Origin of the sequence: Nocardia pneumoniae NBRC 100136 (assembly GCF_000308755.1) — a bacterium.
GTDB lineage: Bacteria > Actinomycetota > Actinomycetes > Mycobacteriales > Mycobacteriaceae > Nocardia > Nocardia pneumoniae.
Map to the genome: position 1 here is coordinate 85,867 of NZ_BAGF01000075.1, position 25,223 is coordinate 111,089.

Consider the following 25,223-nt stretch of genomic DNA (forward strand, 5'->3'; position numbering starts at 1 on the left):
GTTCACACCGGGTCGGCTGCGTAATCTGCGGTTGAAGGGTTCGTGCTCTCTTCTGCTCTTCCTCGCGGCACCGTGAATATGGAGATTGCACAGAGAATTGCGACAATGAAGCACCCCAGCGTGTACCAGAGGTTCCCGATGGGATCTCCCTCGCTCGTGCGACCGTCGACGGCGCCGAGGAAGTCGGGTAACGCGGTGACCCACAGCAACGCCATGACGCACAGGTACACCACGCTGTACCACCGGGCAAAGCCGCTCGTGTAGCGGGGGACATCCGAGGTTTCCCGGCGCAGCCGCAACCATTGACGGGTCAGAATCGGAATCGCGACGAGCGTGACGATGACCAGTTCCGCCGCGTAGACGACTCCCCGGACGGTCGTGCTTCCCATGCCGAGGACAGTCGCCGGTAGCGGGAGGACGAACGTGCCCAGCGAGGCGAGGATACCGATCGCGACTGTCCGCCATACCAATTGGCGGCCGGAGAAGTGCTGTCCCTGGTCGACGTAGCGACCGACGAACAACTGGACGCAGAATGCCAGCGACATCGGCCACAAAGCGGCGAACACCACCACGCTCGGCAGCGGGACCGAATCGAACATGGGTTGGTTGATCGGATTCGTTGTCGACCATTCCCACCATCTCAACTGGGGGCCGATGTGGTCGAAGATCTCGTAGAACGCGTGGTGAACGAAGCCCGCGCAGACCGAACCCACGAGCACGCCGTGCCGCCGGAAGACGCCGAGCATCCGGACGATCTCGAAGGCCAGTGTGGCCATCAGCGGGTAGATCGCGATGATGTACAGCGGGAGCCTGCCCCAGAGGAAATCCACGGTGAACACATTGTGCGCGAACATCGTGTCCACGTGGTCTTCGATGCCGAAAGCCGCGGGAAAGTACAGCGGTGGTTCGATGATGAACAGGTATGCGGTGGCGCCGAACCAGAGCACCAGGTTGGTGGGATCGCCGTTGCGGCGCAGGCGCACGATGGCGAACACGAGCGCGAGCACCGAGCCCAGAACGATGGTGAACTCGAGGACCGGCAGGGTCCAGTTCTCCAACGCCAGCGGGTTGCGCACCTCGACGACTCCCCCGGCCTCCTGGCAGGAGAAGCCGAGTGCCGTCGCGAGCTGCTCGAAGGTGGGTGAGCAATGATCGGCCATCGGTCCTCCTAGGATGCGGCCGCGTCGGCGGTGTACCAGTGCGTGACGTCGTAGCCGGACTCGTAGCGCTCGAACCACACGTCGGCGAGGGCGGGCAGCTTCTCGTGGGCAGGGTTGTGCTTCGGCAACTGGCTGCGGATGATCCCGGCCAACGCGGTGAGTTGCTCGCCGAGCGGTAGATGGTCGAACGCGCGCTCCATCGGACCGTGGTCCTCCGCGCTGAGCAGCGGCAACCGCTTGCGCAGGCTCTGCTTACGCCGGTAGGACGCGAACATCGACAGCGCATCGATCTTCCGATCCTCCAGCGGGACATGCTTGTTGAACCCCTCGCAGGCCAGTCTGATGACCTTCAAGACGTGCCGGAAGATGGATGGGGCCACCCGCATCCGGTACAAATCGCTGCCGACAACGGAATCGAAGATGATGAGCGCGGAACTCCGATGCTCGACTTCCTCGACGAAGTGCCAGATGAACAGCGACGCCACCCGGTCGTCTCCGGGACGGAACAGAGTCGAATCGTGGTCCAGCATCAGCTTGAACACCGGCGTGAAAGTCGCCTCCAGGTCGGCGGTGTAGGCGAGCCGGTAGTTCAGCGGGGTCTCCTTGGTGAGCCGGTCGAACTCTCCGATGACGTCGTCGAGCGTCTCCTGCAGCCCCGGGTACCGCTTGATCAGGCCCTTGACATGCTGGCGGTGCGCGGCCGAGTGCTGTCCTTCCTGACGCATGAACGCATCCGCCTCCTCGGCGACCGCGGCGTCGGTGATCAGCGGCTTCGTTTGCAGAATCATCTTCACGATCATCTTTTCGAAGCCGATCGCCAGGAACGAGACCGCGTTGGCCATGCTCGAGAAGGCGGGATTCTCCGGGTTCCAGAGGAACGGCACGTCGTAGTCGGCGAACGCGAAACTCATCTTTCGGACATGAAGATCGGTCACTTTTCGATACCTCGTCGTACGGAAGTGGGCTGGTCGGCGGCCTTGTTCGGGATGCGCCGAAGCCATGGTGGAGCTGATCATACACATAGACGCGTTTGTGTATGATAAGATTCGTCGTTACCGTCACCGATCGCACGACCGGCCGCACGACCGCCCTGTGGTACCGTCAGGCCCCTGATCCGGAAAGTCGGCGGGCTTTCCCACGCGGAGGGCCGCGTGCGACCGAGATGGTTGGAGCCGAGGAAGCGGGCAGTGGCAGGAAGGCGCGGGTGGGGCGGGAGGCCGCCGGAGAACGACGAGGAAGCGTCCCGTCGGATCGTTGCCGCCGCGGTCGAGCTGATCGGACGAACGGGTTCGGAGATCAGCATCGCCGACGTCGCGGAGTCCCTCGGCGTCATCCGTCAGACGGTGTACCGCTACTTTCCCAGTGCCGACGCTCTGATGAAGGCCGCGGCGATCGCGTCGGTCGACGGATTTCTCGACCGGCTGACACAGCAGGTCCGCGGCATCGAAGACCCGGTCGACGCGATGACCGAGGCAGTGGTCTACACGCTCACCGAGGTGCGCCGAACGCCGCACCTGGGGATTCTGCTGACCGGCACGTACTCGAGCGCCCATCACGACGGTATGACCTCCCAAGAGGCGCGAGCCTTCGGAATGACGATGATCAGGCGCTTCGACGTCGATTGGGAGAACTACGGCTACGACGACGCCTCTCTGCACGAGCTCGTCGAATATGTGCTGCGAACGATGCAGTCGTTCTTCATCTCCCCTGGCAATCCCCCGCGAAGCGACGATGAGCTACGGCGATACCTGCGCCGCTGGATGGGAACCGCAATCACCGCGCAAATGCAGCCATCCGCGAGCGTTCCGAGGCCGCGGTGAGCGCGTCGAGGTGATAGGGGCGGGTGCGGCCACCGTCTCACCGTCGCCGCGTCGTCCGGTTGCGAGAGCTCTCGCGGAGCGTCGTGCGACGGGCGAGTCAGCCGCCCGAGGTGGTTCGCCAGCCGTTTCGTTCGATGAGGTCCAAGACGAGAGCGGCGATATTCCAGGCATCGTCCTCGCCGCGATGGTGACGGCCCTCCAAGGGCAGCCCGGCAATCCGAAGGGCGCTCGCCATGCCCTGGCGGCGGTCCAGCCCGTACGCCTCGGAGAATACCTGCTTGGCATTCGTATGGCGGTGCCCGAAGGGATATTCGGCGCCGGTGGCGGCGCACTGCCGTTGGAACTGTTTGCGGTCGTAATCACCCCAGCTGGCCCACGGCCGAGGTCCGGCCTGGTGCTCGCTCGCCAGTAGGCGGCACGCGTCGGCGAACGCCATACCGGTATCGACTTCGGCCTGGGTGAGTCCGGTGAGCTCGGTGCAGAATTCGCTGACCGTGGAGCGGGCAGGCCGAACAACGATGCGGTGCTTGGCAATCCGAGCGCACGCGTCGAGATCGACAACGGTCAGTCCGATCTCGATGATCTCGCTGACCGCTCCCACCGGTGCCTCGCCCTCCCAGCACGTCGCCTCCACGTCGACCACATTCAGCAGTCTGGAGTTGCCGTTCATACGCCGAGCCTAGGGATCGAGGTCTCCGGCCCTCAATCGGGTTTTCGGTCCCCGCACCATCTGCGCAACCGACAGTTGTCAATGGCTCGGCTGCCGCGACGAGACCTACCTCGTACCGTCGGCTCCACGGAACGACGAATCCTTAGGGCGCACGACATCCGAGGATGCCGGTAGGGTCGAATGCCTGGCTCGGTGCGAGCATGCCGGACTCAATGCCGTCGGCGGCGAGCCGGACCGCCGCGTCGGCCGCGGCAATTGCCGGGAACTGGTAAGTGTCGGTCCTCTCGACGACTCACACGATCGCAACTCCAGCGGAGGTTCGATACAAGCCGGGCTGATCGGCTGCAACGAAGATAGCTTCGAACTCGGCGGCGCGCATGGTCACGCTGGCGTGCTGGCAAACAGTTCCGGTGCAGCCTTCCGCACTTTTCGCAGAACATTGGTTGCCCGTTCCGAGGACACCGCTGACAGAATAGGCAGGGCAGGCCGCCACATCGACACCGCATCGGCATGCTTGCCCAATTGCCAACGGAGAAGGCCGGTTTCGGCGGCAGTAAGCGCGTAGACCCGCGCATGTGTCTGTGGGCTCCAAATGGACGTAGCCAACTCGCAGAACTGTTCGGCCGCTGCCCGTTCACCCACCGCCCGAAACGTCTTCGCGGTCTGGTGGACCACGGTTGCCTTGTTCGGACACCAAAGCGACATCCAGCGAGGTTGCCCGTCGGTCATCTCCGGATTGAGATACGGCTCGGCCTGCCGCAGCATTGCCATCGCTTCGGCTTTGTTTCCAGACTCGGCGTGGCAGCGAGCTACACAGACAGTGAACAACGCCATCGCGTCAGGCCCGACGTGACCAGCGGCGCGGCGAACCGATTCTTCGGCTAGCGCGACGCTGAACTTGCTTTGTCGAATATCGGTTCCCTGCAAGGCCAGAATGCGAAACACGAAGCCGTCCTGCCCCGGCACTCCGGATTCCTCCGCGAGCCGCAACGCAGACAGGAAATACCGTTGCCCGATGCCATCTTCCCCGGCGTCGTGCGCTTTGAAACCAGCCAGATACGCCAGCTCGGCGGCGGCGCTGAACGCGGAAGCCCGGACAGTCGAATCGGCGAATCGCGACCGCAGCAGCGACGCGACATCAGTACTCAGGAACTCGGCGACAGCGGTTCGACCGATACCGCCGCCCTTCACTTCGTCCAACCGCAGGAAAGCATCGGTGATGCCCTGTAAAGCGCGAACTTCCGCCATGCCGACTCGCGTGGAGTCCTCGACTCGGATCAATCGGGCCATGTCCGAGTGCGATGCCAGCGCGGTCGCAGACAGCGCCGCACTGTAGACAGACGTGCGTAGGAACGACCGCCGGTCGACATCTGCTCTGCCCAACACGCTCACCAGTGTGACAGGATCGCATGTCACTTCGCCGCAGGCATGCGTGTACGCGGCGACCACCTCGGCGCAGGCGGGACGCGTACCGGTCTCGATATGGCCGAGGTAGCTACGCGAAAACGGTATCCGCGCAGCCAACTCGGCTAGCGAGAGCCCTGCCGCCTGCCTGGTGGCCCGCAAACGTTCCCCGATGTCCGCCGGCAAGCCGCCGTCAGTCCCCATACGGGGGATGGTAGGCGGATCTGTAGACCCGCAGTAGCCGATTCCCCGGTCTCGCACGGAGATTTTCGAGCGACTCTTGGAGCCAGCACCCACCCGGCGGGCGCGTCCTCCATTGCCTCTCGAAGCGGACGCACCGCCAGCCGTGAGCGGCCCGCGGTGACCAATCACCCCGCCGGGTGGCGTGCACCCAACGACAAACGACGCAGCAGGGGTGAAATGATGGCGTTCAACTGGTGGAGAGAAGCCGAGCAGGACGACACATCGCCGCAAGCGATCATCGACCGCGTGCAGGCCGAATGGCGCGCCGGACGCCGACACGAACGGATTCGAGCTGAGCAGCCCGACATCGGACCGCGGCCGACCGGGTCGCCGCACGAGGCGCCCGACCATGAACTCAGTGTTTCCGAAGCGCACTGGATCATGCAGCGCCACAGGGGATGCCGCGCCGATCAGTGCCCCCTCAAGCAGGTGGCCCGCCGAACGTTGATCGACGCCGGTCGGATGCGACCGGATACCTCGCGGGAGCCGTACTGACGGGGCCGGGGCAGCTACCGCCGAACGGCCGAAATCCGGTGCTCCAGTGGTTTCCGGCGCGACGGCCGACGAGATGTGATCCGGCGATGGTGACCCGACCGGCACGATGCCGAGGGCGACCGAGCGGGCCGGGGTCGGCGGCCACAGGGAGTGAGTTGCGGCCTCCGATTCCCGCATCGCCGACGGCTCAGGGCAGCTCCTGGATACGGATCAGGTTGCCCGCGGGATCGCGGAAGGCGCAGTCGCGCACCCCGTACGGCTGGTCGGTCGGCTCCTGGACCACCTCGGCGTCGCTGGCCTGCACCCGATCGAAGGTGCCGTCGAGGTCCTTGGTGGCCAGCAGGATGGAAGCGTAGGTGCCCTTGGCCATCATCTCCGCGATGGTGCGGCGCTCGTCGTCGGTCACGCCCGGGTCGGCGCCCGGCGGGTACAGAACGATGGACGTGCCCGGCTGACCGGCGGGGCCGACGGTGATCCAGCGCAGCCCGCCGTAACCGACGTCTTTGCGGACCTCGAAGCCGAGGGTGTCGCGGTAGAAAGCCAGGGCCGCGTCCGGGTCGTCCTGCGGGAGGAAACTCGAGTGAATGGTGATGTCCATGGCAGTCACGCTAGACGGGGCTCGGAGGTGCGTGCTTCTCGATTCCTGATCGGTCTGGTCACCTGTTTCGCCACGCACGACGGCATCCCCGCCGTCGCGTCCGCCGCCTCGCGCTGATAGACGCTGGGCGGCACGCCGACCAGCTCGGTGAAGCGAGTGCTGAAGGTGCCCAGCGACTGGCAGCCGACCGCGAAACAGGCCTCGGTGACGCTGACGTCGCCGCGACGCAGCAGCGCCATCGCGCGCTCGATGCGCCGCGTCATCAGATAGGAGTACGGCGACTCGCCGTAGGCGAGCCGGAACTGGCGGCTGAGATGCCCGGCCGACATGTGCACGCCACGGGCGAGCGCCTCGACGTCCAGCGGCTGCGCGTACTCACGGTCGATCCGATCGCGAACACGGCGCAACAGCGCCAGGTCGCGCAGCTGCTGCGCCGAGTCGGCTCTCCGAGTCACATAGCGGATCCTACGTCGCTCCGCCGTTGCCGAGGGCACTCATATCGGTGTGCTCCGGCACCTGGTCAAGCGCCGACGTAGGCCGCGAGGTGCTCGCCTGTGAGGGTGGAGCGGGCGGCGACGAGGTCGCCGGGTGTGCCTTCGAAGACGATCCGGCCGCCGTCATGGCCTGCGCCGGGGCCGAGGTCGATGATCCAGTCGGCGTGCGCCATCACCGCTTGGTGGTGCTCGATGACGATGACCGACTTGCCGGAGTCCACCAGCCGGTCGAGCAGGCCGAGCAGCTGCTCGACGTCGGCGAGGTGCAGACCCGCGGTCGGCTCGTCGAGCACGTAGACGCCGCCCTTCTCGGCCATGTGGGTGGCCAGCTTCAGTCGCTGCCGCTCGCCGCCGGACAGCGTCGTGAGCGGCTGGCCGAGAGTGAGGTAGCCGAGCCCGACGTCGGCGAACCGCCCGAGAATGGCGTGCGCGGCCGGCGTGCGGGCCTCTCCGGAGCCGAAGAACTCCTCGGCCTCGGTCACCGGCATCGCCAGCACCTCGCTGATGTCGCGGCCGCCGAGTTTGTAGTCCAGCACGGCTGCCTGGAACCGCTTTCCCTCGCACTCCTCGCAGGTGGTGGCGACACCGGCCATCATCGCCAGGTCGGTGTAGATGACGCCCGCACCGTTGCAGGTGGGGCACGCGCCCTCGGAATTGGCGCTGAACAGCGCCGGTTTCACGCCGTTGGCCTTCGCGAACGCCTTGCGGATCGGGTCGAGCAGTCCGGTGTATGTCGCCGGGTTGCTCCGTCGCGAGCCGCGAATGGGCGCCTGGTCGACCGAAACCACGGCCGCCGAGGCGGGGATGGAACCGTGGATCAGCGAGCTCTTGCCGGACCCGGCGACGCCGGTGACGACGCAGAGCACCCCGAGCGGGATGTCGACATCGACATTCTGGAGGTTGTTGGTCGTCGCGCCGCGGATTTCCAGCGTGCCGGTGGGCTTGCGCACCGCCTTTTTCAGGGTGGCCCGGTCGTCGAAATGGTGGCCGGTGACGGTGCCGCTGGTCCGCAGCTCCTCGACGGTTCCCTCGAAGCAGACGGTGCCGCCCGCGGTTCCGGCGCCGGGGCCGAGGTCGACGACGTGGTCGGCGATCGCGATCGTCTCCGGCTTGTGCTCCACGACGAGCACCGTGTTGCCCTTGTCGCGCAGCCGCAACAGCAGGTCGTTCATCCGCTGGATGTCATGGGGGTGCAGACCGATGGTCGGCTCGTCGAAAACGTAGGTGACGTCGGTCAGCGACGAGCCGAGATGCCGGACCATCTTGACGCGCTGCGCCTCACCGCCCGACAGCGTGCCCGACGACCGGTCGAGCGAGAGGTAACCCAGTCCGATCTCCACGAAGGAGTCCAGCGAATGCCGCAGCGCGGCCAGCAGCGGCGCCACCGACGGCTCGTGCAGCCCGTTGACCCATCCGGCCAGGTCACTGATCTGCATCGCGCAGGCGTCGGCGATGCTGATCCCCTGGATCTTCGACGTCCTGGCGGCCTCGCTGAGCCGGGTGCCGCCGCACTCGGGGCAGGTCTGGAAGGTGACCGCACGGTCGACGAACGCCCGGATGTGCGGCTGCATGGCCTCTCGGTCCTTGGCGAGGAACGACTTCTGGATCTTGGGGATCAGCCCCTCGTAGGTGAGGTTGATGCCCTCGACCTTCACCTTGGTCGGCTCGCGGTAGAGGAAGTCGTGCATCTCCTTCTTGGTGTACTTGCGGATCGGCTTGTCGGGGTCGAGGAAACCCGACTCGGCGTATATCCGCACCGTCCACCAACTGTCGGACTTCCAGCCCGGGATGGTGAACGCGCCCTCCGCGATGGACTTGGAGTCGTCGTAGAGCTGGGTGAGGTCGATATCGGAAACGGTTCCGCGGCCTTCGCAGCGGGTGCACATGCCGCCGGTGCGGGTGAAGGTGGCTTTCTCGGCCTTGGTCTTGCCCGCGCCGCGTTCGACCGTGATCGCACCCGTGGCCCGGACCGAGGGGACATTGAAGGCGTACGCGCTGGGCGGGCCGATGTGCGGGGTGCCGAGTCGGCTGAAGAGGATGCGCAGCATCGCGTTGGCGTCGGTGGCGGTGCCGACCGTGGAGCGCGGGTCGGCGCCCATCCGCTGCTGGTCGACGACAATCGCGGTGGTCAGCCCGTCGAGCACGTCGACCTCCGGCCGTGCCAGCGTCGGCATGAAGCCCTGCACGAAGGCGCTGTAGGTCTCGTTGATCAGACGCTGCGACTCCGCGGCGATCGTGTCGAACACCAGCGAGCTCTTGCCCGAGCCGGAGACACCGGTGAACACCGTCAGCCTGCGCTTCGGGATCTCGATGCTGACGTCCTGGAGGTTGTTCACGCGCGCGCCGTGCACGCGGATCACGTCGTGGCTGTCGGCAAGGTGCGGCGCGGAGGACTGCGCGTCCCTCGTCGTGGCCGTGCTCATCGTGTCTCCCTCTGTTGCGGCGGGACTGCCTTCGCGGTCGCAGTGGGCGGCGCCTGGCTCGATCTAACCAGCTTCGAGCAGGACGTCCGGCCGTCCGTCGTCGGCGCGGCCGTGGCACGTCCCGTTGTGATGCCTGACCTACCGCGCCGCCGGGCCGACGTCGTCGAACGTGTCGGCCATGGCAGTCACGCTAGGCGCGGCTCGGGGGCGGGCGCTTCTCGATTCCTGACCCGATCTCCTCGTAGCCCTTCCCCATATGGTGGACCATCATCTATCGTGTCGTTATCCAACGGTACGTTATACGACGGGAAATATGCCATGGAGAACGCAAAGAAGCGTCGCGCGGTACGTCGAGTGGTGGCCGCCACTCTGATCGGAGGCGCGCTGGTGACACCGGCCATCCTCTCGCCCGAACCGTTCGTGGCCGTCACCGCGGACAAGTACTCGCATGACCCTGCCGATCGGCGCGGCTCCGGCGTGGGCGAGCGCAGCCGCAGCAGCAACCATGGGGGGTACCGAGGTCGCAACGAGCGACCCTGCCAGTACACCCCCGAGGGCTACTGCACCGGACGGCGCTGAATCGGTGACATCTCAGCCGGGTTGGAAGAATGCGAGCATTCTCCGGCTGGCGTCCGGCGACATCAGGATTTCCTGCATGCGTGCGGACATCCGGGCGGCAGCGCTGGTGCGTTCGAACATCTCGCGTTCGTATTCTTCGACGGCGGCGGGAAAGTCGTCCGGGTGCGCGGCCAGCGCGAGACCGAGCACGGCGCCGTCCAGCAGCGCCATGTTGGCGCCCTCGCCCACCGGCGGCATCAGGTGCGCGGCATCGCCGAGCAGCGTGATGCCTGGCGTCGACGGCCAGGTCAGCCCGACCGGGAGAGCGGTGATCGACCGCGGCACGACCGAGTCGTCGCAGGCCGCGATCAGCGCGGTGAACCGTGCGTCCCAGCCGCTGAGCAGGTCGATCAGCCGCGCCCGGGCGGCGGGCGGGTCGTCGAACGGGATCCCGGTGGTGGCGAACCAGTTCTCGTCGGTGTTGTAGAAGCTGAGGCCGATGCGAACGCGGCCGTCGCCGTTGCGCTGCGCCGCCAGCGATAGTCCGTTGCCGAGCACCCAGTAGTTGCCTCGCCCGACCATCGCCGCGAGGTCGGGGTGCGTGCGGTCGATGTCGGGAATGCCGAGTTCGACGACGTTCTGGCCGATATGCGCCGGGCGGGCGTCGGTGAGCAGCGTGCGGACCCGGGACTGCGCGCCGTCGGCGCCGACCAGCAGGTCATACATAGCAGTGCTGCCGTCGGCGAAGTGCAGCAGGCCGTTGTCGGCGGATCTGAACGCGTGCCCCCAGCGCACCACGTCCTCGGGGAGGGACTCCAGCAGCAGGTTACGCAGATCGGCGCGGTCGACTTCGGGTCGCTCGAGCGGGGCGTCGTCGGGGGTGTCCTCCTGGAGCAGCAAGGTGCCGTCCGGCTCCAAAAGGCGCATGTCCTGCCCTTCGCCGCGGGCGATCCCGTGGAACTGGTCGATCAGACCGGCCGCACGCAGCGCTCGCTGCCCGGAATGGATGTCGAGCATGCCGCCCTGACCGCGCGCGTCGCGCGAGGGTTCCCGTTCGTAGACGACGGCGTCGATGCCGTTCACATGCAGCACTCGGGCGAGGGTCAGGCCGCCCAGTCCGGCTCCGACGATCGCGATGTTCATGGCCACCCTTCGATACAGCGTATTTGCCAATACACTGTATCGCACCATGCGATGTATGGTCAGCGGCATGTTGGTGTGGGAGAGGCCGGAGCCGCCGGATCGACCGGCGCCTGCCCCACTGAGCCGGGAGCGGATCGTGCGAGCGGCGATCCGGCTGGCCGACGCGGACGGACTCGCGGCGGTGTCGTTACGCAAGGTTGCCGCCGCACTCGACGTCGGGCCGATGCGGCTGTACGGCTACATCGCCACCAAGGAGGAGTTGCTCGACCTGATGGTCGACGCGGTCTACGCCGAGATCCGACCGGCCGGAGAGGGGTGGCGAGAGGTGCTAAGGTCCCTTGCCGAAACCACCCGGCAGGCCGCTCACCAGCACGAATGGTTTGCCGACCTGATCGGTGGACGGCCCCAGCTCGGGCCGCACGCGATGGCCAGAGGAGAGGCTGTGGTGGCCGCGATGGGCGACCTCGACGTGGACACCGTCATGCCGGTGGTCGACGCGGTCAACGCGTACGTGATCGGCGCGGTGCGCCGGGAGATCGCCGAGCTGCGGGCCGAGCGGGCCACCGGGATGGACAAGCAGCAGTGGCAGGCCGCCTTCGGGCCTTATCTGGAGCGAACCCTCGCAACCGGCCGATTCCCCGCGCTGGCCACGGTCATCCGCGAGGGCGCCCACCTGGACGCCGACCAAACCTTCCGCACCGGCCTCGACTTCCTCCTCGACGGCATCCAAGCCCGCATCTCGAGCTGACGCGCGGCCCGAGTACCAGGCGAACGCCGCCCGTGGCACACGTTCGGCGCTGACGCGTCGCCATCGGCGCAGTAGATGCCCCTGGCGCCGCGAGGCGCAGAGCTGTCCCGCGATTCATTCGGCGACGAATTCCGCCTCCCGCTCCACCGCCTCGATGGTCTGTTGCGGCACTTGGATCGGGCCGGGGGTGTAGGTGATCGCGCGTAGATCGCCGGTGTAGCGGAAGGTGCCGCGCGTTCGCGCAGATCCCAGGATACCGGGCCGCGGGCGTCGACGCCGACGGAGATGCCGGTCCACGGCGACATGCCGACCAACTGGACCTGATCGAGTAGCTGCGCGACCTGAACGCCGTCGATCTCGATGGCGAAATCCGAACGCAACCGAGGGCGCACTGCGGCGTGCACGGTGATCCGCTGCACGCCGTCCGCCAAGGGTTCCGTCGTGACCGTGTCGTAGCGGCCGTAGCTATTGAGACCGAAGGTCACCCGGCCGTTCTCGATGTAGAGCACGTAGCCGCCCAGCGGATCGCCGTGTGCGACAAGGACACCCTCGTCGCCCGCCTTGTAGGCGCCGAGTTGCGCCTCGATGGCGAAGTCCCGGTAGGCGATCAGTCGCTGCGAGCGATACCGTTCCAAGGTCGGCGTGCCGGGCAGCAGCCGGACCGGGGCGGAGAACCGGGACTCCTCAGGCCGTCGCCGAGCCAGATCCTGCCGCGTGGCCAGCGGGAAAACCGTATTGGCCCAGGCGGATTCGTCCCAGGCGGCGGCCAGCTCCGCGACTTTCTCCGGAAACCGCTCGGACAGGTCGTGCAGCTCCGTCGGATCGGTGCGGACGTCGAACAGCTGCCACTTCGGCTTGTCGATATCGGTCCCCGGCTCATACAGCGACAACAGTTTCCAGCCGTCACGGTAGAAGCCGCGGTTGCCCACCATCTCCGAGTACTGCTCGGTGTGCTCGGACACCGCCTCGGGATCGCGCAGCGTCCGCACCGCCGATACGCCGTCGAACTCCTTGGCGGGCAAGCCGCTACGGACGGTCGGCCGCCGCAACCCGGCAAGCTCCAGCAGCGTCGGCGCGAGATCGGTGACGTAGGTGTATTCGTGCCGGATGCCGTTGTCCCCTTCGGCGCGCGGCAGTCCTTTCGGCCAGGAGAGCAGGAACGGCACGCGTACGCCGCCCGCGAAGGTCTGGCCTTTGTAGAAGCGGAACGGCGTATTGGACGCCTGCCCCCAGCCGCGCGGATAGTGCACGCCCAGTTTCGCGGTGCCGATCAGCTCCTCGTCGTGCGGGACATCGCCGACCCAGTCCGGATCGGTGATGTGCGCGAACTCCGCGAAGTAGGTGCGGGTGCCCTCCGGCCCGCCTTCGGCGGTGCCGCCGTTGTCCGAGGTGAACACCACGATCGTGTTGTCCAGCTCGCCGAGCCGCTCGAGCGTGTCGAGGATGCGTCCCAGGCTCTGGTCGATGCTGTCGACCATCGCCGCGTACACCTCCATGTACCGGGCGAATCGTCGCTGTTCCGCCGGGGTCAGCGAAGCCCATTCCGCCGCTTCGTATCCGGGTTCGGTGTTGCGCGGCTTCTGCCGTGTTCCCGGAGGGAACAGGCCCTGGGCGAGTTGGCTGGCGAACCGGCTGCGGCGCAGTTCGTCCCAGCCCTCGGCGTAGCGGCCACGGTATTTGGCCAGATCCCGCGGCTTGGCCTGCAACGGACCGTGCATGGCGACGTGGGCGAAGTACAGGAAGAACGGCTTGGTGGCGTCGTGCGCGCGCAGATCCTTGACGTAGGCGATGGCCTTATCGGTCAGATCGTCGGTGAGGTAGTAGCCCTCCGGGTATTCCTCGATATCGACGACCGAGGAGTCCGAGACCAGCTGGTTCGGGTAGTAGAAGGAGTTGAGCCCCTCCAGTGAGCCGTAGTACCGGTCGAAGCCGCGCTGGGTCGGCCACGAATCCCTATGTGCCGCGGGGTTCATCGTGGCGTCGCGCACTAAGTGCCACTTGCCGACCGCGTAGGTGGCGTAGCCGTTGTCGCGCAGAATCTCCGGCAGCGTCAGCACATCGTCCGCGAGTTCCAAGCGCAGACCCGGATAGCCGGGATCGGCATTGGCGACGAACCCGAAACCAGCGCGGTGGGCATTGATGCCGGTAAGCAGCGACGCGCGCGACGGCGAGCACAACGGGGTGGTGTGGTAGTTCGTCAGCCGAAGACCGGTGGCGGCCAGCCGGTCCAGCGTCGGCGTCTCGATCTCGGAGCCGAACGGGCCGATATCGCTGTATCCCATGTCATCGATCAGCACCACGACAATGTTCGGAGCGCCGTCGGGGGCGGTTGGTGGATAGGTCCATTCGGGGGTCGAATCGACGACGGTGCGACCGACCGAGCCACCGAAATCTTCGTAACCGCGAGCATGAGAGGGAACAGGCACCCTTCCAGTCAAACCACACGCTCCGCAGATCACGACACTTTCGCGCATGGTGCGTCGAACCGGCAGCCGGTCCCCGTGCTCGTCCGGCTGACCTGCCGCCATGGTTTCGGTCCCGCCGATGCTCCGCTCACCCACGTGTGGTGACGGCCGTTCGGATTCCTGTCGACGATGCCCGGCCAGGGCCGCACCGTTAGGTGCTGGAGCGCGCTTCATGCCGACCTTGCGTGACGGTTCGAGCTGATCCAGTGCGCAGCTGGGCGAATGCCCTGAGTGATCTCCTCGCCGAGCCGAATACCGAGGCGGGCGCTGGCGAATCGGCAGACAGGGCTGTTCGCCCGATCGGCGTGGGCACGACATGGTCGGCCGGGTTCAGCAGAACGCCAGGTCATCGGCCCAGACCAAGTGTTTGTTTTCGTTCGGAATGAGTTGCAAGACTGTCTGTGGCACAATACTTTTCGTGCGTCGGTCGACAAAAGGCAACTCTGCGGCAACGGCGATGTCGCAGTTCGGCGCGACCGTGCTATCGGCTCGGCAGCGTGTACACGTTGCCGCCCGGCCGATACGAACAGACCGCACGCCCCGCTGGCGGGACCGGAACGGGCGATCGCGGCTTTGGGAACCTTCCCTTGTGTTCCCGCGACTCCCCGACGGGTCGGCATGGGCGCGCGACCATTCCGTGGCGCAGTGCGCGAAACTCCGTGGCCGGGCAGCGGAACGAAACCTCACGTGAAGGTGTGTGGTGCATTGAGCTTTTGACAGGTGATCGTCCGGCTTCCTTGTCCCGGTCCCCGGCTGTGTCCGCGTGAACCCGCGGTAACCGCCGACTCCGGTGCGTCGAGGTTCGGCAGCGATGGCCCGGGTATGCCCAACGGTTGACGAGTAACCGCTGGGATCGGAAATGGTAGGAGGCGGTTATGGTTACGCACGCGGATACGGAACGCACATCGCTGGCCGAGCTTCTTCGGCACGGCGACCGAGAGTTCCACCAGCAGCTGCAGCAGATTCTGAGCAACCCGGACTTCGCCGTCACGGAGAAGCAGAGCCAGGAGCAGCGGCGGGAGAACGCGTATGATCAGTTGCGGTATCTGGTCAAGGAGATCGGCAGTACTCGCGCTGTCGCAACCGATCTCCCCCAGCTGTTCGCGGTGTTCGACTGGTCCGCGGTGCTGGCGACGGATCTGATCCCGCTGATCTCCGGCCACTACAACTTGGCCTCGGGCAGCCTGGCCACCCTGACCGATCCAGAATCCGCCTCGCCGTATCTTCAGGACCTGGATGACGCTTCCAGCATCGGCGTCATGCTGCTGACCGAGTACGGGTGCGGCTCCAACATCGGATTCATGCAGACCACCGCGACATGGGACGGCAACGGGTTCGTGCTCAACACCCCGAACTCGCGGGCGCGGAAATTCATGCCCAGCGTCGGCATCCCGGTTGCCCGGGTCTGCGTCATCGGTGCGCGGTTCATCGACGCGGCGGGCGTCGATCAGGGTGTGCACTTGTTCACGGCGCGACTACGCGACGCCAACGGCGACCCCTGCCCCGGCGTGACGATCACCCAGCTCGACCATCAGCCGCTGGTCATCATGGACAACTCGGTGATCAGTTTCGACAACCTCCGGGTGGAACGGAATGCCTGGCTGAGCAACAACCTGGCCACCATCGACGACAATGGTGTGCTGACCTGGCGCGACGAGACAAGCCGGAAGCGGGCGTTCGCCTCGGCGATCAGTCAACTGACCGTCGGGCGCTTGGCGCTCTCGTCCTGCCTCAACGCCGCGGCCCGCGCCTCGCTCTACATCGCGCTGCGCTACGCCACCAAGCGGGTGGTGCCGTTGACGCCAGCCGACGAACCATTCATGTTCGACGTCCCGCACGTGCGCGACACCCTGCTCACCGACCTGGCCGGCACTGTCGCCCGGACCATCTACGGTAACGCGATCAAGACGTTCCTCGCGGACAGTGATCTCACCGACCGCGACACCGTCGTGTCGGTCATGTTGGCCAAGCACTTCATCCAGAAGCACGCCTTGGCCACAGTCACCGACTGTCGCATCAAGATGGCCGCGCAAGGGATGTTCAGCGCGAACCGGGTCGCCGACTACCTCGGAGTCTGCCATGCCGCCATCACCGGTGAGGGCGACATCTACGTTCTCGGTTCCGTCGCCGGTCGCGTACTGGCCAAACAACTCGCAGGCACACTGCCGCCCGAACCCACTGTCCACGATCCCGCCGACGCAGGAGACCGCGCGCGCTTGCTCAGCGCCCGCACTCTGACGATCGCGCAAGAAGCACAGCCAGCCTTGGGCAACCCAGGCCTGGAAGCTCGACTGGAGGTCATTCCGGACGCGCTCGAGCTCGCCGAGGCCTACTGCGCCGAACAGACCTTGCGGTTGCTCGACGAACACGCGGAACACCCCGAGATCGCGGCTGTGCGTGACGTGTTCGCTCTGGATCAGATCAACAAAGAGTCGACGTGGTACCTCACCCACGGTCTACTCGACATCGCCGGCGTGAACGCGGTGAAGCAGCAACTCCGCAAAGGGCTGCTCGCCCAAGCCATCGACAACCTCGCCGACAACCTGCCCGCACTGCTGGACGCCTTCGACTTCGACGACGAGGCACTGGGCGCGCCGGTCCTGTCCGATGATCTGCCCGCCGCGTGGGACTCCCGCTGCCACGACCCACGCCGTCTCTGATCCCCCCAACGCAAGCCGGATCGGGCGCCCCTGCAGCGGCGGCCGATCCGGCTTGCCGGGCTCAGGAGTACGAACCCCAGGCCGGACGGTCGAATCCTCTTGGAACGGAACAACATAACGACGCGGACGATCCTTCACTCGGACCCGGCCTTGGGTACTATGCTGCCGCAACCGATATCAAGGAGACTACGTGAATCCGCAGCACACGCGTCGTGGTGCTACCGCCGACTCGATGTCGTCGATCGAGGTAGTAGGTCCTCGAATTCCGATTTACAGTGCAGAGTTCGCCGCCGATCCACACAGATTCTACCGCCGAATGCGGAGAGACTACGGACCGCTGGTGCCGGTCGAGATGTGGCCAGGAGTGCCTGCAACCCTGGTTATCAAATATCGCACCGCCGTGCGCATTCTGAACGACTCCGACCGTTTTCCAGCCGATCCGAGTACCTGGCAGAAGACCGTACCCGCCGATATCCCGATCATGCCCATGGTCGAGGCCCGACCCAACGCAATACGCACCAGCGGCGCCGAGCACGCTCGCTACCGCAATGCTTTGAACGACGCCTTGGCCGGGATCGACCTGAACTCGCTGCGATCCATGGTGGAGAGATCCGCCATCCCGATCATCAACACGTTCTGCGCGGACGGGAATGCCGAACTGTTGAACCAGTACATCCTTCCGCTGGTCTTCTCGGTCTTCTGCCAGGTACTCGGCTGTCCACCGGATATCGGTGAGCGGGTCGCGGAGGCCAGTGCCGCGATGTTCGACGGTGTGGACACGGAGACGGTCAACGCGAGAATGGGTCAAGCGTTGCTCGACCTCACCACTCTGAAGCGCGCTCACCCGGCTGACGACATCACCACGAGGCTGATCCAGCATCCCGCCGGGCTCTCCGACGAGGAGATGGTGCATCAGTTGGTCTTGCTGTTCGCGGCCGGTGTCGAACCGCCACTGAACCTCATCGCCAACACCCTGCTGTTGATGCTGACCGATGCCCGTTTCACCAACGATGGCAATAGCCTGCACTTGTCGACCAAGACCGCACTCGATGAGCGGCTGGCAACCGACCCGCCAATGGCGAACTATTGCATTACTTATCCTCGCCAGCCAATTCTGATCGAGGACGTGTGGCTGCCGGCGAATCAGCCCGTCATCATCAGCATGGCCGCCTGTAATACCGACCCGGAGATGAACACAGGCGAATTCCTGGACAATGGATGGCATCTGGCGTTCAGCACCGGCCCGCACGCCTGTCCTGCGCACGCCCGGCCGTACGGGTATCTGCTCGCGCAGGACGTCATCGATCAACTCCTGGACACTCTTCCGGAACTGAAACTAGCGGTGTCCCAAAAGGATCTCGTGTGGCGTCCCGGCCCATTTCACCGAGCATTGACCGCGTTGCCGGTTGTGTTCCCGCCTTCTTCTCCGTTGTATCTCTGAAGGTGTAGCTCGTTTGTGGCACTGTTGGTTCATCCGGTGGGAGCCGCGGGGCCGAGTCCGGCAGTACGTGACCGGGTCGGCCCCGGGCCTCGGGTAGGTTGCCGCTCCTGGAAAGGACCATCAGTCCCCCGATGCGCCGGCAAGTCGAACCGTCCAGGACCATCCGCCGACACCGAACCGGCTCCGGACGACAGAAGACCAGCCGACAGAAGCGTCACCACGGCAGCCGCTGCCCACCTCCGCTGTACTGTTCCATCCCGCCGCTCACCGACCGGATCGGAGTGAGGCATCGGTGAACTGGTTTGCGCACTCGAAGCCGACCTGACACGGCGCGACCAGGTCGGCGGCGAGTCTTCGACGGGGCCTGCTCACGCCTATAAGATCAGGTAGGTGGACCCGCTATCGGCGCAGCGGGAGTTCTCCGCGTACGGGCCGTCGCACTGGGTGGTGCTGGCGGTGTTCGCGGTCGGGGCGGCGTCGGCCGTCCGCGTCGGGCGCGCACACCGTAGCCCCGACAGCGCGCGTCGATTCGGGCGAGTCTGCGGCGCCGCGATAATCGCGCTGTACCTGGCGATCTACCTCTCCACGATGGCCCCTCCGACGGTCGGCGGCTCGGTTCCGCTGCGACTGACCGATCTCGCGACCATGGCCGCCGCGTACGCGCTGTGGTCACACCGGCACTGGGCGTATGCCCTGACCTATTACTGGTGCCTCACCTTGAGTACGCAGGCGCTCATCTCCCCCGCGCTGCACAGCCCGGATTTCCCGCACTACGAATTCCTGGCCTTCTGGGCCATTCACCTGGTCGTGGTCTGGGCGGCGATCTACTTGACCTGGGGCATCGGCATGCACCCCGACTGGCGCAGCTACCGGATCGCCGTGACAGTCACCCTGGTGTGGGTGGCGGTGACGTTCGTCTTCAACGCCATCGCCGACACCAACTATGGCTTCGTCAACGGGAAACCCTCGACTCCCTCGTTGCTCGATGTGCTCGGCCCTTGGCCCTGGTACCTGGTCACCGTGGCCGTCCTCCTCCTCGCCGTGTGGGCCATGATGACCTGGCCCTGGACTCGTCAGCCCCGCACGCCGCCGAGGTTGACCGGCACCGAAAGCGGGCCGATCGTGAAGAAGGACGGCGAGTAGGCGATGTCCTTCGGGTCGATCGCGAGGGTGAGTTCGGGCAGCCGCCGATACAGCGAGGCGAGCGCGAGCCTGCCCTCCAGCCGGGCCAGCCCGGCGCCGATGCAGTACCGCGGACCGTGGCCGAACCCGAGATGTCCGGACCGCTGCTTGCGGGTGATGTCGAACTCGTTCGCCGTCTCGCCGTACTCGGCCGGGTCGATGCCACACGCCTGGTAGGCCACGCCGACCGCGTTGCCCTTGGGGATGGTCACGCCCGCGATGGTGACGTCGGTCAGCGTGAACCGCCAACTGGTCATCATCACCGAATGGCGGTACCGCACGGTCTCTTCGACCACGTCGGCCCAGAGATCGTCGGCCTTGGCCAGCGCGAGTTGATCGGGGTGTTGTGACAGCGCCAGGATGGCCTGGCCGAGCATGTGGACCGTGGTCTCGTGGCCGGCGACCAGCATGATCCACAGCACGGCGACCAGTTCCTCGGACGTGAGCTTGTCGTCCTGGTCGCGGGCCTGCACCAGACCCGTGGTGAGGTCGTCGCCGGGCTCGCGCTGCTTGCGCTCCGCCAGTTCGTACAGGTACGCCATGAGCGCCTTCTGCGTCGCGAACGCCTCCTCGGGAGGAGTCGTGTGCGCCAGGAGGGTAGCGGTCCAACGCCGCAGCCGATCCCGTTCCGGCTCCGGCACGCCGAAGAGTTCGCAGATCACCGCCATCGGCAGCGCTTCGGTGAAGGTGGGTACCAGGTCGACACCGTCCCCGGCGGCCACCACGTCGTCCAGCAAGCCGTCGATGATCTGCTGGATCCGCGGCTCCAGCGCCTGTACCCGGCCCGGGGTGAACGCTTTGCTGATCAGGCCACGGAGGCGCCGATGGTCGTCGCCGTCCTTGGTGGACAAGTGGTCGCCCTGGACGACGGCCCGCAGGGGCCAGTCCTCCGGAATGGAACCGTCGTACAGGGCGGGCCAGTGCTTCGGTTCCCGGGCGAACGTCTTGTTGTCCCCGGCGAGAATCTCACGGACGGCGTCGTACGTCAGCGCGAGGTAGGCGGGCACGCCGCCGGGGAACTCCACCTCGACCACGGGCGCGATCTCCCGGAGCCGGATGCAGGTGTCGAGCAGGTCCTCGTTCGGGGCGGGGAATGCGGGCAGGCTGGTTGTCATGAGCTTTCCCTTCTGGCGCGTAACCCGTCAGGGCTGTCTGGTGGCGGGTCGTGCACGAGTATCACGGCGAGCCCGCCCAGGAGACGATCGCATCGGCGAATCCTGCCGCCAACCAGAAGCCGTCCGTCACAAACCGAAAGGGCTGAACGGCGCCCATCGTTCGACCGCGAACGCGCTGCCTTCGCGGCGCACCAGCGCGCCGCCCGGGCCGGGCAGGTGAGCGGGCAGCACCAATGCGTTGGTGTGGGCGGCTCGTTCCAGAAAACGGCGTCGTTGCCGCGCGGCCGCCGGCTCGTCCTCGCTCAGGCATGCCTCGCACTCCGGTTCCACGAATTGCAGCGGAGTGTGCAGGAGATCCCCGATGAACAGAGCCCGGTCACCTCGCGACTCCAGCACCAGTACGGCCGAGCCGGGCGTGTGGCCGGGCGCGGGTTCCAGCACCAAGTTCTCGTCGATGCGGTAGGAGTCCTCCCACAGCACCGCCTTACCGTGCTCGTGTACCGGCAGCACGCTGTCTTCGAACATGTTCTGGTTGCCGAGCGCGCCGCTGATGCCGCCCAGCGAACCACGCTTGGGGTATCCGTTGACCGGGTTCCAGAACTCGAAGTCCGCCCGCGCGATCAGGTACTCCGCGTTCGGGAACGTCGGTACCCATTCGCGATCCACCAAGCGGGTGTTCCAGCCGACGTGGTCGGCGTGCACGTGGGTGTTGACGACGACGTCCACGTCCTCAGGCTCGACACCGGCAGCCGCGAGACGGCTCAGGAAGTCGGTGTCCAGATGCGACCACACTCGCATATAGGGGCGTTCCTTGTCGTTGCCGACGCCGGTGTCGACGAGGATAGTGCGGCCTGCGCTTCGCAGTACCCAGGTTTGGGTGTATGCCTTGAAAAAAGTGGTCTCCGGATCCCAGAAGTGCGGTGCCAGCCAGTCCTGATGGGACCGCCACATCTGCTCGGTGCTGCCGGGGAACACCGCCGCTGCCGGCGCGATCGGAGCATGCCATTCCACGACGCGGGTGATCCGGACGTCCCCGAGCTCCATGGTGTCCACCGCGATGTTCTCGCCTGTGTTCGCCGTACTCATGTGTTTCCTCGCTTTCCTTGCGCCGCAATGGAAGTCGTGCGGCGACACCCACGCTATGAGCTCCGAACGGTCGCATCCATGCTTCGACGGACCCGGAAAATACGCGAAAAGACCACGGACTGGCTGCTTCTCGTAAGCTCGAGATCGTGGACGTCTTCAGCGAGGTCATCGCTACCGTGCGCACCGGTCAGGCGAAATTCACCCGCTCGCGACGCACCGGAGCATGGGGCAACCGGTTCGGCCCCTACCCCGGCGCCGGATTCCATGTGCTGCTGCACGGATCGTGCTGGCTCACTCCACCCGCGGGCGAACCCATCCCTTTGCACGCGGGTGATGTCGTCTTCCTGCCGCACGGCGCGGTGCACGGCATGAGTGACCGCCCCGATCGAGGCATCGAGGAACTGCCGCCGGAGCCGCCCGGCGGATCGGACGAAGGCCCCGACAACCCGGCCGCCATCCGCGCGCACCTGCTCTGCGGCGCCTACCGACTCCATCGCGGACAAGCGCATCCGTTTCTGCGCACCCTGCCGGATGTCGTGCACCTGCGTGCCTCGTCGGGCCACCACGATCTGCGGGCCGCCGTCGATCTCCTCGGTGCGGAACTGGCCAACCCCCGCCCCGGCGCCTACTCCGCGCTACCCGCTCTGATGGACCTGCTGCTGGTGTACCTACTGCGCGCATGGCTGGACGAGGAGGCCACCCGCAGGCCCGACCGAGGCTGGCCCGCGGCACTGACCGACCCGCTGCTGGCCGCGGCGCTCAACCAGATCCACACCGATCCGGCCCGCCGTTGGACAGTGCGCGACCTCGGTGCCGAGATCGGTCTGTCCAAGACCGCTTTCGCGCGCAAGTTCACCGCCATGGTCGGCCAGCCACCCATGGCCTACCTGACGTGGTGGCGGCTCAGCAGCGGGGCCCGACTGCTGCGCGACACCGACGCGCCGCTCGCCGCCATCGCCACCCAGGTCGGGTACGCCTCGGAATTCGGCTTCGCCAACGCCTTCCGCCGAGAATTCGGCGTCGCGCCGGGCCGCTTCCGCCGCGATTCGCGTTCGGCCGGAAGCGGCGAACGCCAAGTGCCGGAGGCCGGTGCGGGATAGCTCGTGACCAGAGCGATCTCGCGACACGCGGATTTCGACAATCTGAAAGTGAGTATCCGGTTACCCTGAGTCGATGCGATCCAGGTTCCGTCGGTACGTCCTGGCCGCGCTCGCCGCCGCGGCGTCGACCCTGCTACTGTGCACCCAGTCCCCGGCAATGCCACCGATACGGTCGGCCGCCACCTTGCCGCCGCTGGACGCGGGATTCCTCTGGGGTGTCGCGGCCTCCGGATTCCAGTCCGAAGGTCATGCCCCCGACAGCAATTGGACGCGTTACATCGCCGCGAACCCCGAGTACGACGAACTGCGGGATTCGGTCGACTTCTACGACCGTTACGCATCGGACATCCGCCTGGCGGCCGACCTGGGCGTGCGGGTGTTCCGAATCGGGATCGAATGGGCCCGGCTACAGCCGTCGCCGGGGGTCTGGGACGCGGGCGCGTTCCGCTTCTACGACGCGGTCATCGCCAGTATCGAGCAGGCGGGCATGCGGCCGATGATCACACTGGACCACTGGGTGTACCCCGGCTGGGCCGTCGACCGCGGCGGCTGGCGCAATCCGGGCATGGTCGAGGACTGGCTGGTCAACATGCGCAGGGTCGTCGACCGGTACGCATCGCATGATCCGCTGTGGGTCACCGTGAACGAGCCGGTCGCCTATATCGTGCACGAGGTCCGCAGGGGCGCCGCCGACGCGGGCCAGATGGAGGAGCGGATTGCGCAGGCGCACAACGCCATCTACGACTACATCCACCAGGTCCAGCCCGGAGCCCAGGTGACCAGCAACGTCGGCTATGTCGCCGGATCGGACGCCCAGGTCAACGGCGCGGTCGTCGACCGCATCGCGGACCGTCTCGACTATGTCGGCGTCGACTACTACTTCGCCTACGATCCGGCGCAGGCGCTGCTCGATTCCATCGTGCGGGCCAGTGGGTCGGCGATGCCGAACCTGCCGGGGCCGCGCATATGGGAGCTGCCGTTGCGGACGGAAGGCATCTACTATGCGCTGCAACACTATTCGCGCCGTTTCCCGAACAAACCGATTTACATCGTCGAGAACGGAATGCCCACGGAGAACGGGCTTCCCCGCGCCGACGGCTACAGTCGCGGCGATCATCTTCGTGACACCGTCTACTGGATCCAGCGCGCCAAGGCCGACGGCATCGACGTCATCGGCTACAACTACTGGAGCCTCACCGACAACTACGAATGGGGCAGCTACACACCACGATTCGGCCTCTACACGGTCAACGTGCGCACCGACCCGACGCTCACCCGCCATCCCACCGACGGTGTCGGCGCCTACACCCAGATCGTGGCCGCGGGCGGAGTCCCCGCTGACTACCGCCCCACCCGCGGCCCGGCCATCTGCTTCCTCGTCGATCCACCAGCCAGCTGCCTGAACCCGGTTGCGGGCCCGTAGCCGCCGGGAGCCTGCTCCACCCGATCAGGCTGAGGAGATGACGACTTTCAGGGATCAGCGTTCGCGCTCACCCACGCGCCAGAAGCGGCTGGCGGGTAGGCGACGCCACCCGCGGGTGGTAGGCGAGGCAGGCTGCCGATGCGCCGTCCACGGCCAGGAAGATCACGGTGCGCACGGTATCGAGCAGGCCCGCATTCAGTGCGTGCAGGTAAGCGTGCACCGGTGCGGCGGTGTAGGGATCTCCGATCGAGGGCTCGAAACCGACGACCGACTGCGACGGGATGGCGAGTGCGTCCGCCAAGCGGGCGGGGAATCCGAGCGCTTGCGCGGGGGCAAGCAGCACCGCGCGCCCTTCGGCGAAATCGCCGCCGTCGATTCCTTCTTCGTCCAGGCAGGCGCGTACCACCGCCGTGGCCAGATCGACCGGGTCGTCGTCACCGGCACGGACGGACATGACAGAACGGCCGTTGGCCCCTGCTTCGCCCAGCGCCACCCAGGCGATCGGCTCGTCCGAGCCGGTGGTGTGGCAGCTGTGCAGCTGCCCGAAACCCCCTGCGGTAGGCGAGCTTCCGAGGAGTAGTGCGGCGCCGCCGGTGCTGTACGGGAAACCCGCGACGTCGCGCATGGTCGAGGGGTGGGCGTCGCCCGCGACGAGCAACGCGTACTCCACCGCGCCGGTGACGAGGAAGGATTCGGCGGTCACGATGGCGTGCAGCAGGCCGGTCGCGCCCTGCATCAGGTCGAAAGAGAAAGTGGGCGCACGCCCGGCCTCATAGGAGAGCCCCAGGCCGATCCGCTTCTGAATGAGCGCCGCCACCGCGGGCTCGGAGATGTTGCTGTCCCGGAAGACGCCCGCGTTGATCAGCATTCCGATCTCGTCGAGACCGACGTCGGAGCGCTCCACACAGGTGCGCGCCGCCCGGGCGGCCAGTTCGAAGTAGCTGCCGGTGTCGGGGTCGGAGTTCGTCGCGGCGGAGATGATCGTCGTTGCCATG

19 protein-coding genes and 1 pseudogene are annotated in these 25,223 nt (G+C 66.3%); 8 read left to right on the forward strand and 12 right to left on the reverse strand.

Features of this window, described 5'->3' with window-relative positions:
* Positions 1–2: 2 nt before the first annotated feature.
* Positions 3–1,160 carry a hypothetical protein gene (locus ON34_RS23915; RefSeq protein WP_040783253.1) on the reverse strand — a complete coding sequence of 386 codons (1,158 nt, stop codon included), beginning with the start codon at positions 1,158–1,160 and terminating at the stop codon, positions 3–5.
* An 8-nt stretch (positions 1,161–1,168) separates the two neighbouring features.
* Positions 1,169–2,095 (reverse strand): metal-dependent hydrolase, encoded by a 927-nt coding sequence (locus ON34_RS23920; RefSeq protein ID WP_040783255.1) that lies wholly within the window; start codon positions 2,093–2,095, stop codon positions 1,169–1,171.
* A gap of 252 nt (positions 2,096–2,347) precedes the next feature.
* Between ON34_RS23920 and ON34_RS23925 the strand changes: the two genes are divergently transcribed.
* Entirely contained in the window at positions 2,348–2,980 is a 633-nt protein-coding gene (locus ON34_RS23925; RefSeq protein WP_040783257.1) for a TetR/AcrR family transcriptional regulator, read from the forward strand.
* Between the two features lie 97 nt (positions 2,981–3,077).
* On the opposite strand, the gene ON34_RS23930 is transcribed toward ON34_RS23925, so the two are convergent.
* From ON34_RS23930 to ON34_RS23955, 5 genes are all read right to left on the reverse strand, one after another.
* Complete coding sequence (locus tag ON34_RS23930; RefSeq protein ID WP_040783259.1) at positions 3,078–3,650, reverse strand: 3'-5' exonuclease; 573 nt, start codon at positions 3,648–3,650, stop codon at positions 3,078–3,080.
* A gap of 381 nt (positions 3,651–4,031) precedes the next feature.
* Positions 4,032–5,258: a helix-turn-helix domain-containing protein gene (locus ON34_RS36290; RefSeq protein WP_157172404.1), complete on the reverse strand. Its 1,227-nt coding sequence runs from the start codon at positions 5,256–5,258 to the stop codon at positions 4,032–4,034.
* A 721-nt stretch (positions 5,259–5,979) separates the two neighbouring features.
* Complete coding sequence (locus ON34_RS23945) at positions 5,980–6,390, reverse strand: VOC family protein (protein ID WP_040783262.1); 411 nt, start codon at positions 6,388–6,390, stop codon at positions 5,980–5,982.
* A 5-nt stretch (positions 6,391–6,395) separates the two neighbouring features.
* Complete coding sequence (locus ON34_RS23950) at positions 6,396–6,845, reverse strand: helix-turn-helix transcriptional regulator (protein ID WP_040783265.1); 450 nt, start codon at positions 6,843–6,845, stop codon at positions 6,396–6,398.
* Positions 6,846–6,910: 65 nt separating this feature from the next.
* Positions 6,911–9,307 carry an ATP-binding cassette domain-containing protein gene (locus ON34_RS23955; RefSeq protein WP_040783267.1) on the reverse strand — a complete coding sequence of 799 codons (2,397 nt, stop codon included), beginning with the start codon at positions 9,305–9,307 and terminating at the stop codon, positions 6,911–6,913.
* Positions 9,308–9,625: 318 nt separating this feature from the next.
* Between ON34_RS23955 and ON34_RS23960 the strand changes: the two genes are divergently transcribed.
* Entirely contained in the window at positions 9,626–9,886 is a 261-nt protein-coding gene (locus ON34_RS23960) for a hypothetical protein (RefSeq protein WP_040783269.1), read from the forward strand.
* Positions 9,887–9,898: 12 nt separating this feature from the next.
* Here the strand turns inward: ON34_RS23960 and ON34_RS23965 are convergent, their stop codons facing one another.
* A complete protein-coding gene (locus tag ON34_RS23965) occupies positions 9,899–11,008 on the reverse strand; it encodes an FAD-dependent oxidoreductase (protein ID WP_040783272.1) in 1,110 nt (369 codons plus the stop codon).
* A gap of 67 nt (positions 11,009–11,075) precedes the next feature.
* Between ON34_RS23965 and ON34_RS23970 the strand changes: the two genes are divergently transcribed.
* Positions 11,076–11,756 carry a TetR/AcrR family transcriptional regulator gene (locus ON34_RS23970; protein WP_083889729.1) on the forward strand — a complete coding sequence of 227 codons (681 nt, stop codon included), beginning with the start codon at positions 11,076–11,078 and terminating at the stop codon, positions 11,754–11,756.
* A 114-nt stretch (positions 11,757–11,870) separates the two neighbouring features.
* Here ON34_RS23970 and ON34_RS23975 read toward each other — a convergent pair.
* Positions 11,871–14,230, reverse strand: a pseudogene (locus tag ON34_RS23975) (arylsulfatase).
* Between the two features lie 866 nt (positions 14,231–15,096).
* On the opposite strand from ON34_RS23975, the gene ON34_RS23980 reads away from it, so the two are divergent.
* From ON34_RS23980 to ON34_RS23990, 3 genes are all read left to right on the forward strand, one after another.
* Complete coding sequence (locus ON34_RS23980; protein ID WP_040783276.1) at positions 15,097–16,881, forward strand: acyl-CoA dehydrogenase family protein; 1,785 nt, start codon at positions 15,097–15,099, stop codon at positions 16,879–16,881.
* A gap of 232 nt (positions 16,882–17,113) precedes the next feature.
* Positions 17,114–18,322, forward strand: a complete 1,209-nt coding sequence (locus ON34_RS23985; protein ID WP_040783511.1) for a cytochrome P450 family protein — start codon at positions 17,114–17,116, stop codon at positions 18,320–18,322.
* A gap of 390 nt (positions 18,323–18,712) precedes the next feature.
* Positions 18,713–19,465, forward strand: coding sequence for a YwaF family protein (locus ON34_RS23990; protein ID WP_051023034.1), 753 nt, complete (start codon positions 18,713–18,715; stop codon positions 19,463–19,465).
* Here ON34_RS23990 and ON34_RS23995 read toward each other — a convergent pair.
* Complete coding sequence (locus ON34_RS23995; protein WP_051023035.1) at positions 19,396–20,619, reverse strand: cytochrome P450 family protein; 1,224 nt, start codon at positions 20,617–20,619, stop codon at positions 19,396–19,398. The two genes, ON34_RS23990 and ON34_RS23995, sit on opposite strands and share 70 nt — an antisense overlap.
* Positions 20,620–20,745: 126 nt before the next feature.
* A complete protein-coding gene (locus tag ON34_RS24000; protein WP_245548170.1) occupies positions 20,746–21,705 on the reverse strand; it encodes an MBL fold metallo-hydrolase in 960 nt (319 codons plus the stop codon).
* A gap of 146 nt (positions 21,706–21,851) precedes the next feature.
* Here ON34_RS24000 and ON34_RS24005 point away from each other — a divergent pair, with 146 nt between their 5' ends.
* Entirely contained in the window at positions 21,852–22,805 is a 954-nt protein-coding gene (locus tag ON34_RS24005) for an AraC family transcriptional regulator (RefSeq protein WP_051023036.1), read from the forward strand.
* A 73-nt stretch (positions 22,806–22,878) separates the two neighbouring features.
* Positions 22,879–24,228, forward strand: a complete 1,350-nt coding sequence (locus tag ON34_RS24010) for a family 1 glycosylhydrolase (protein WP_040783278.1) — start codon at positions 22,879–22,881, stop codon at positions 24,226–24,228.
* A gap of 67 nt (positions 24,229–24,295) precedes the next feature.
* On the opposite strand, the gene ON34_RS24015 is transcribed toward ON34_RS24010, so the two are convergent.
* Positions 24,296–25,222, reverse strand: a complete 927-nt coding sequence (locus tag ON34_RS24015; RefSeq protein ID WP_040783524.1) for a hypothetical protein — start codon at positions 25,220–25,222, stop codon at positions 24,296–24,298.
* Position 25,223: the final 1 nt, after the last annotated feature.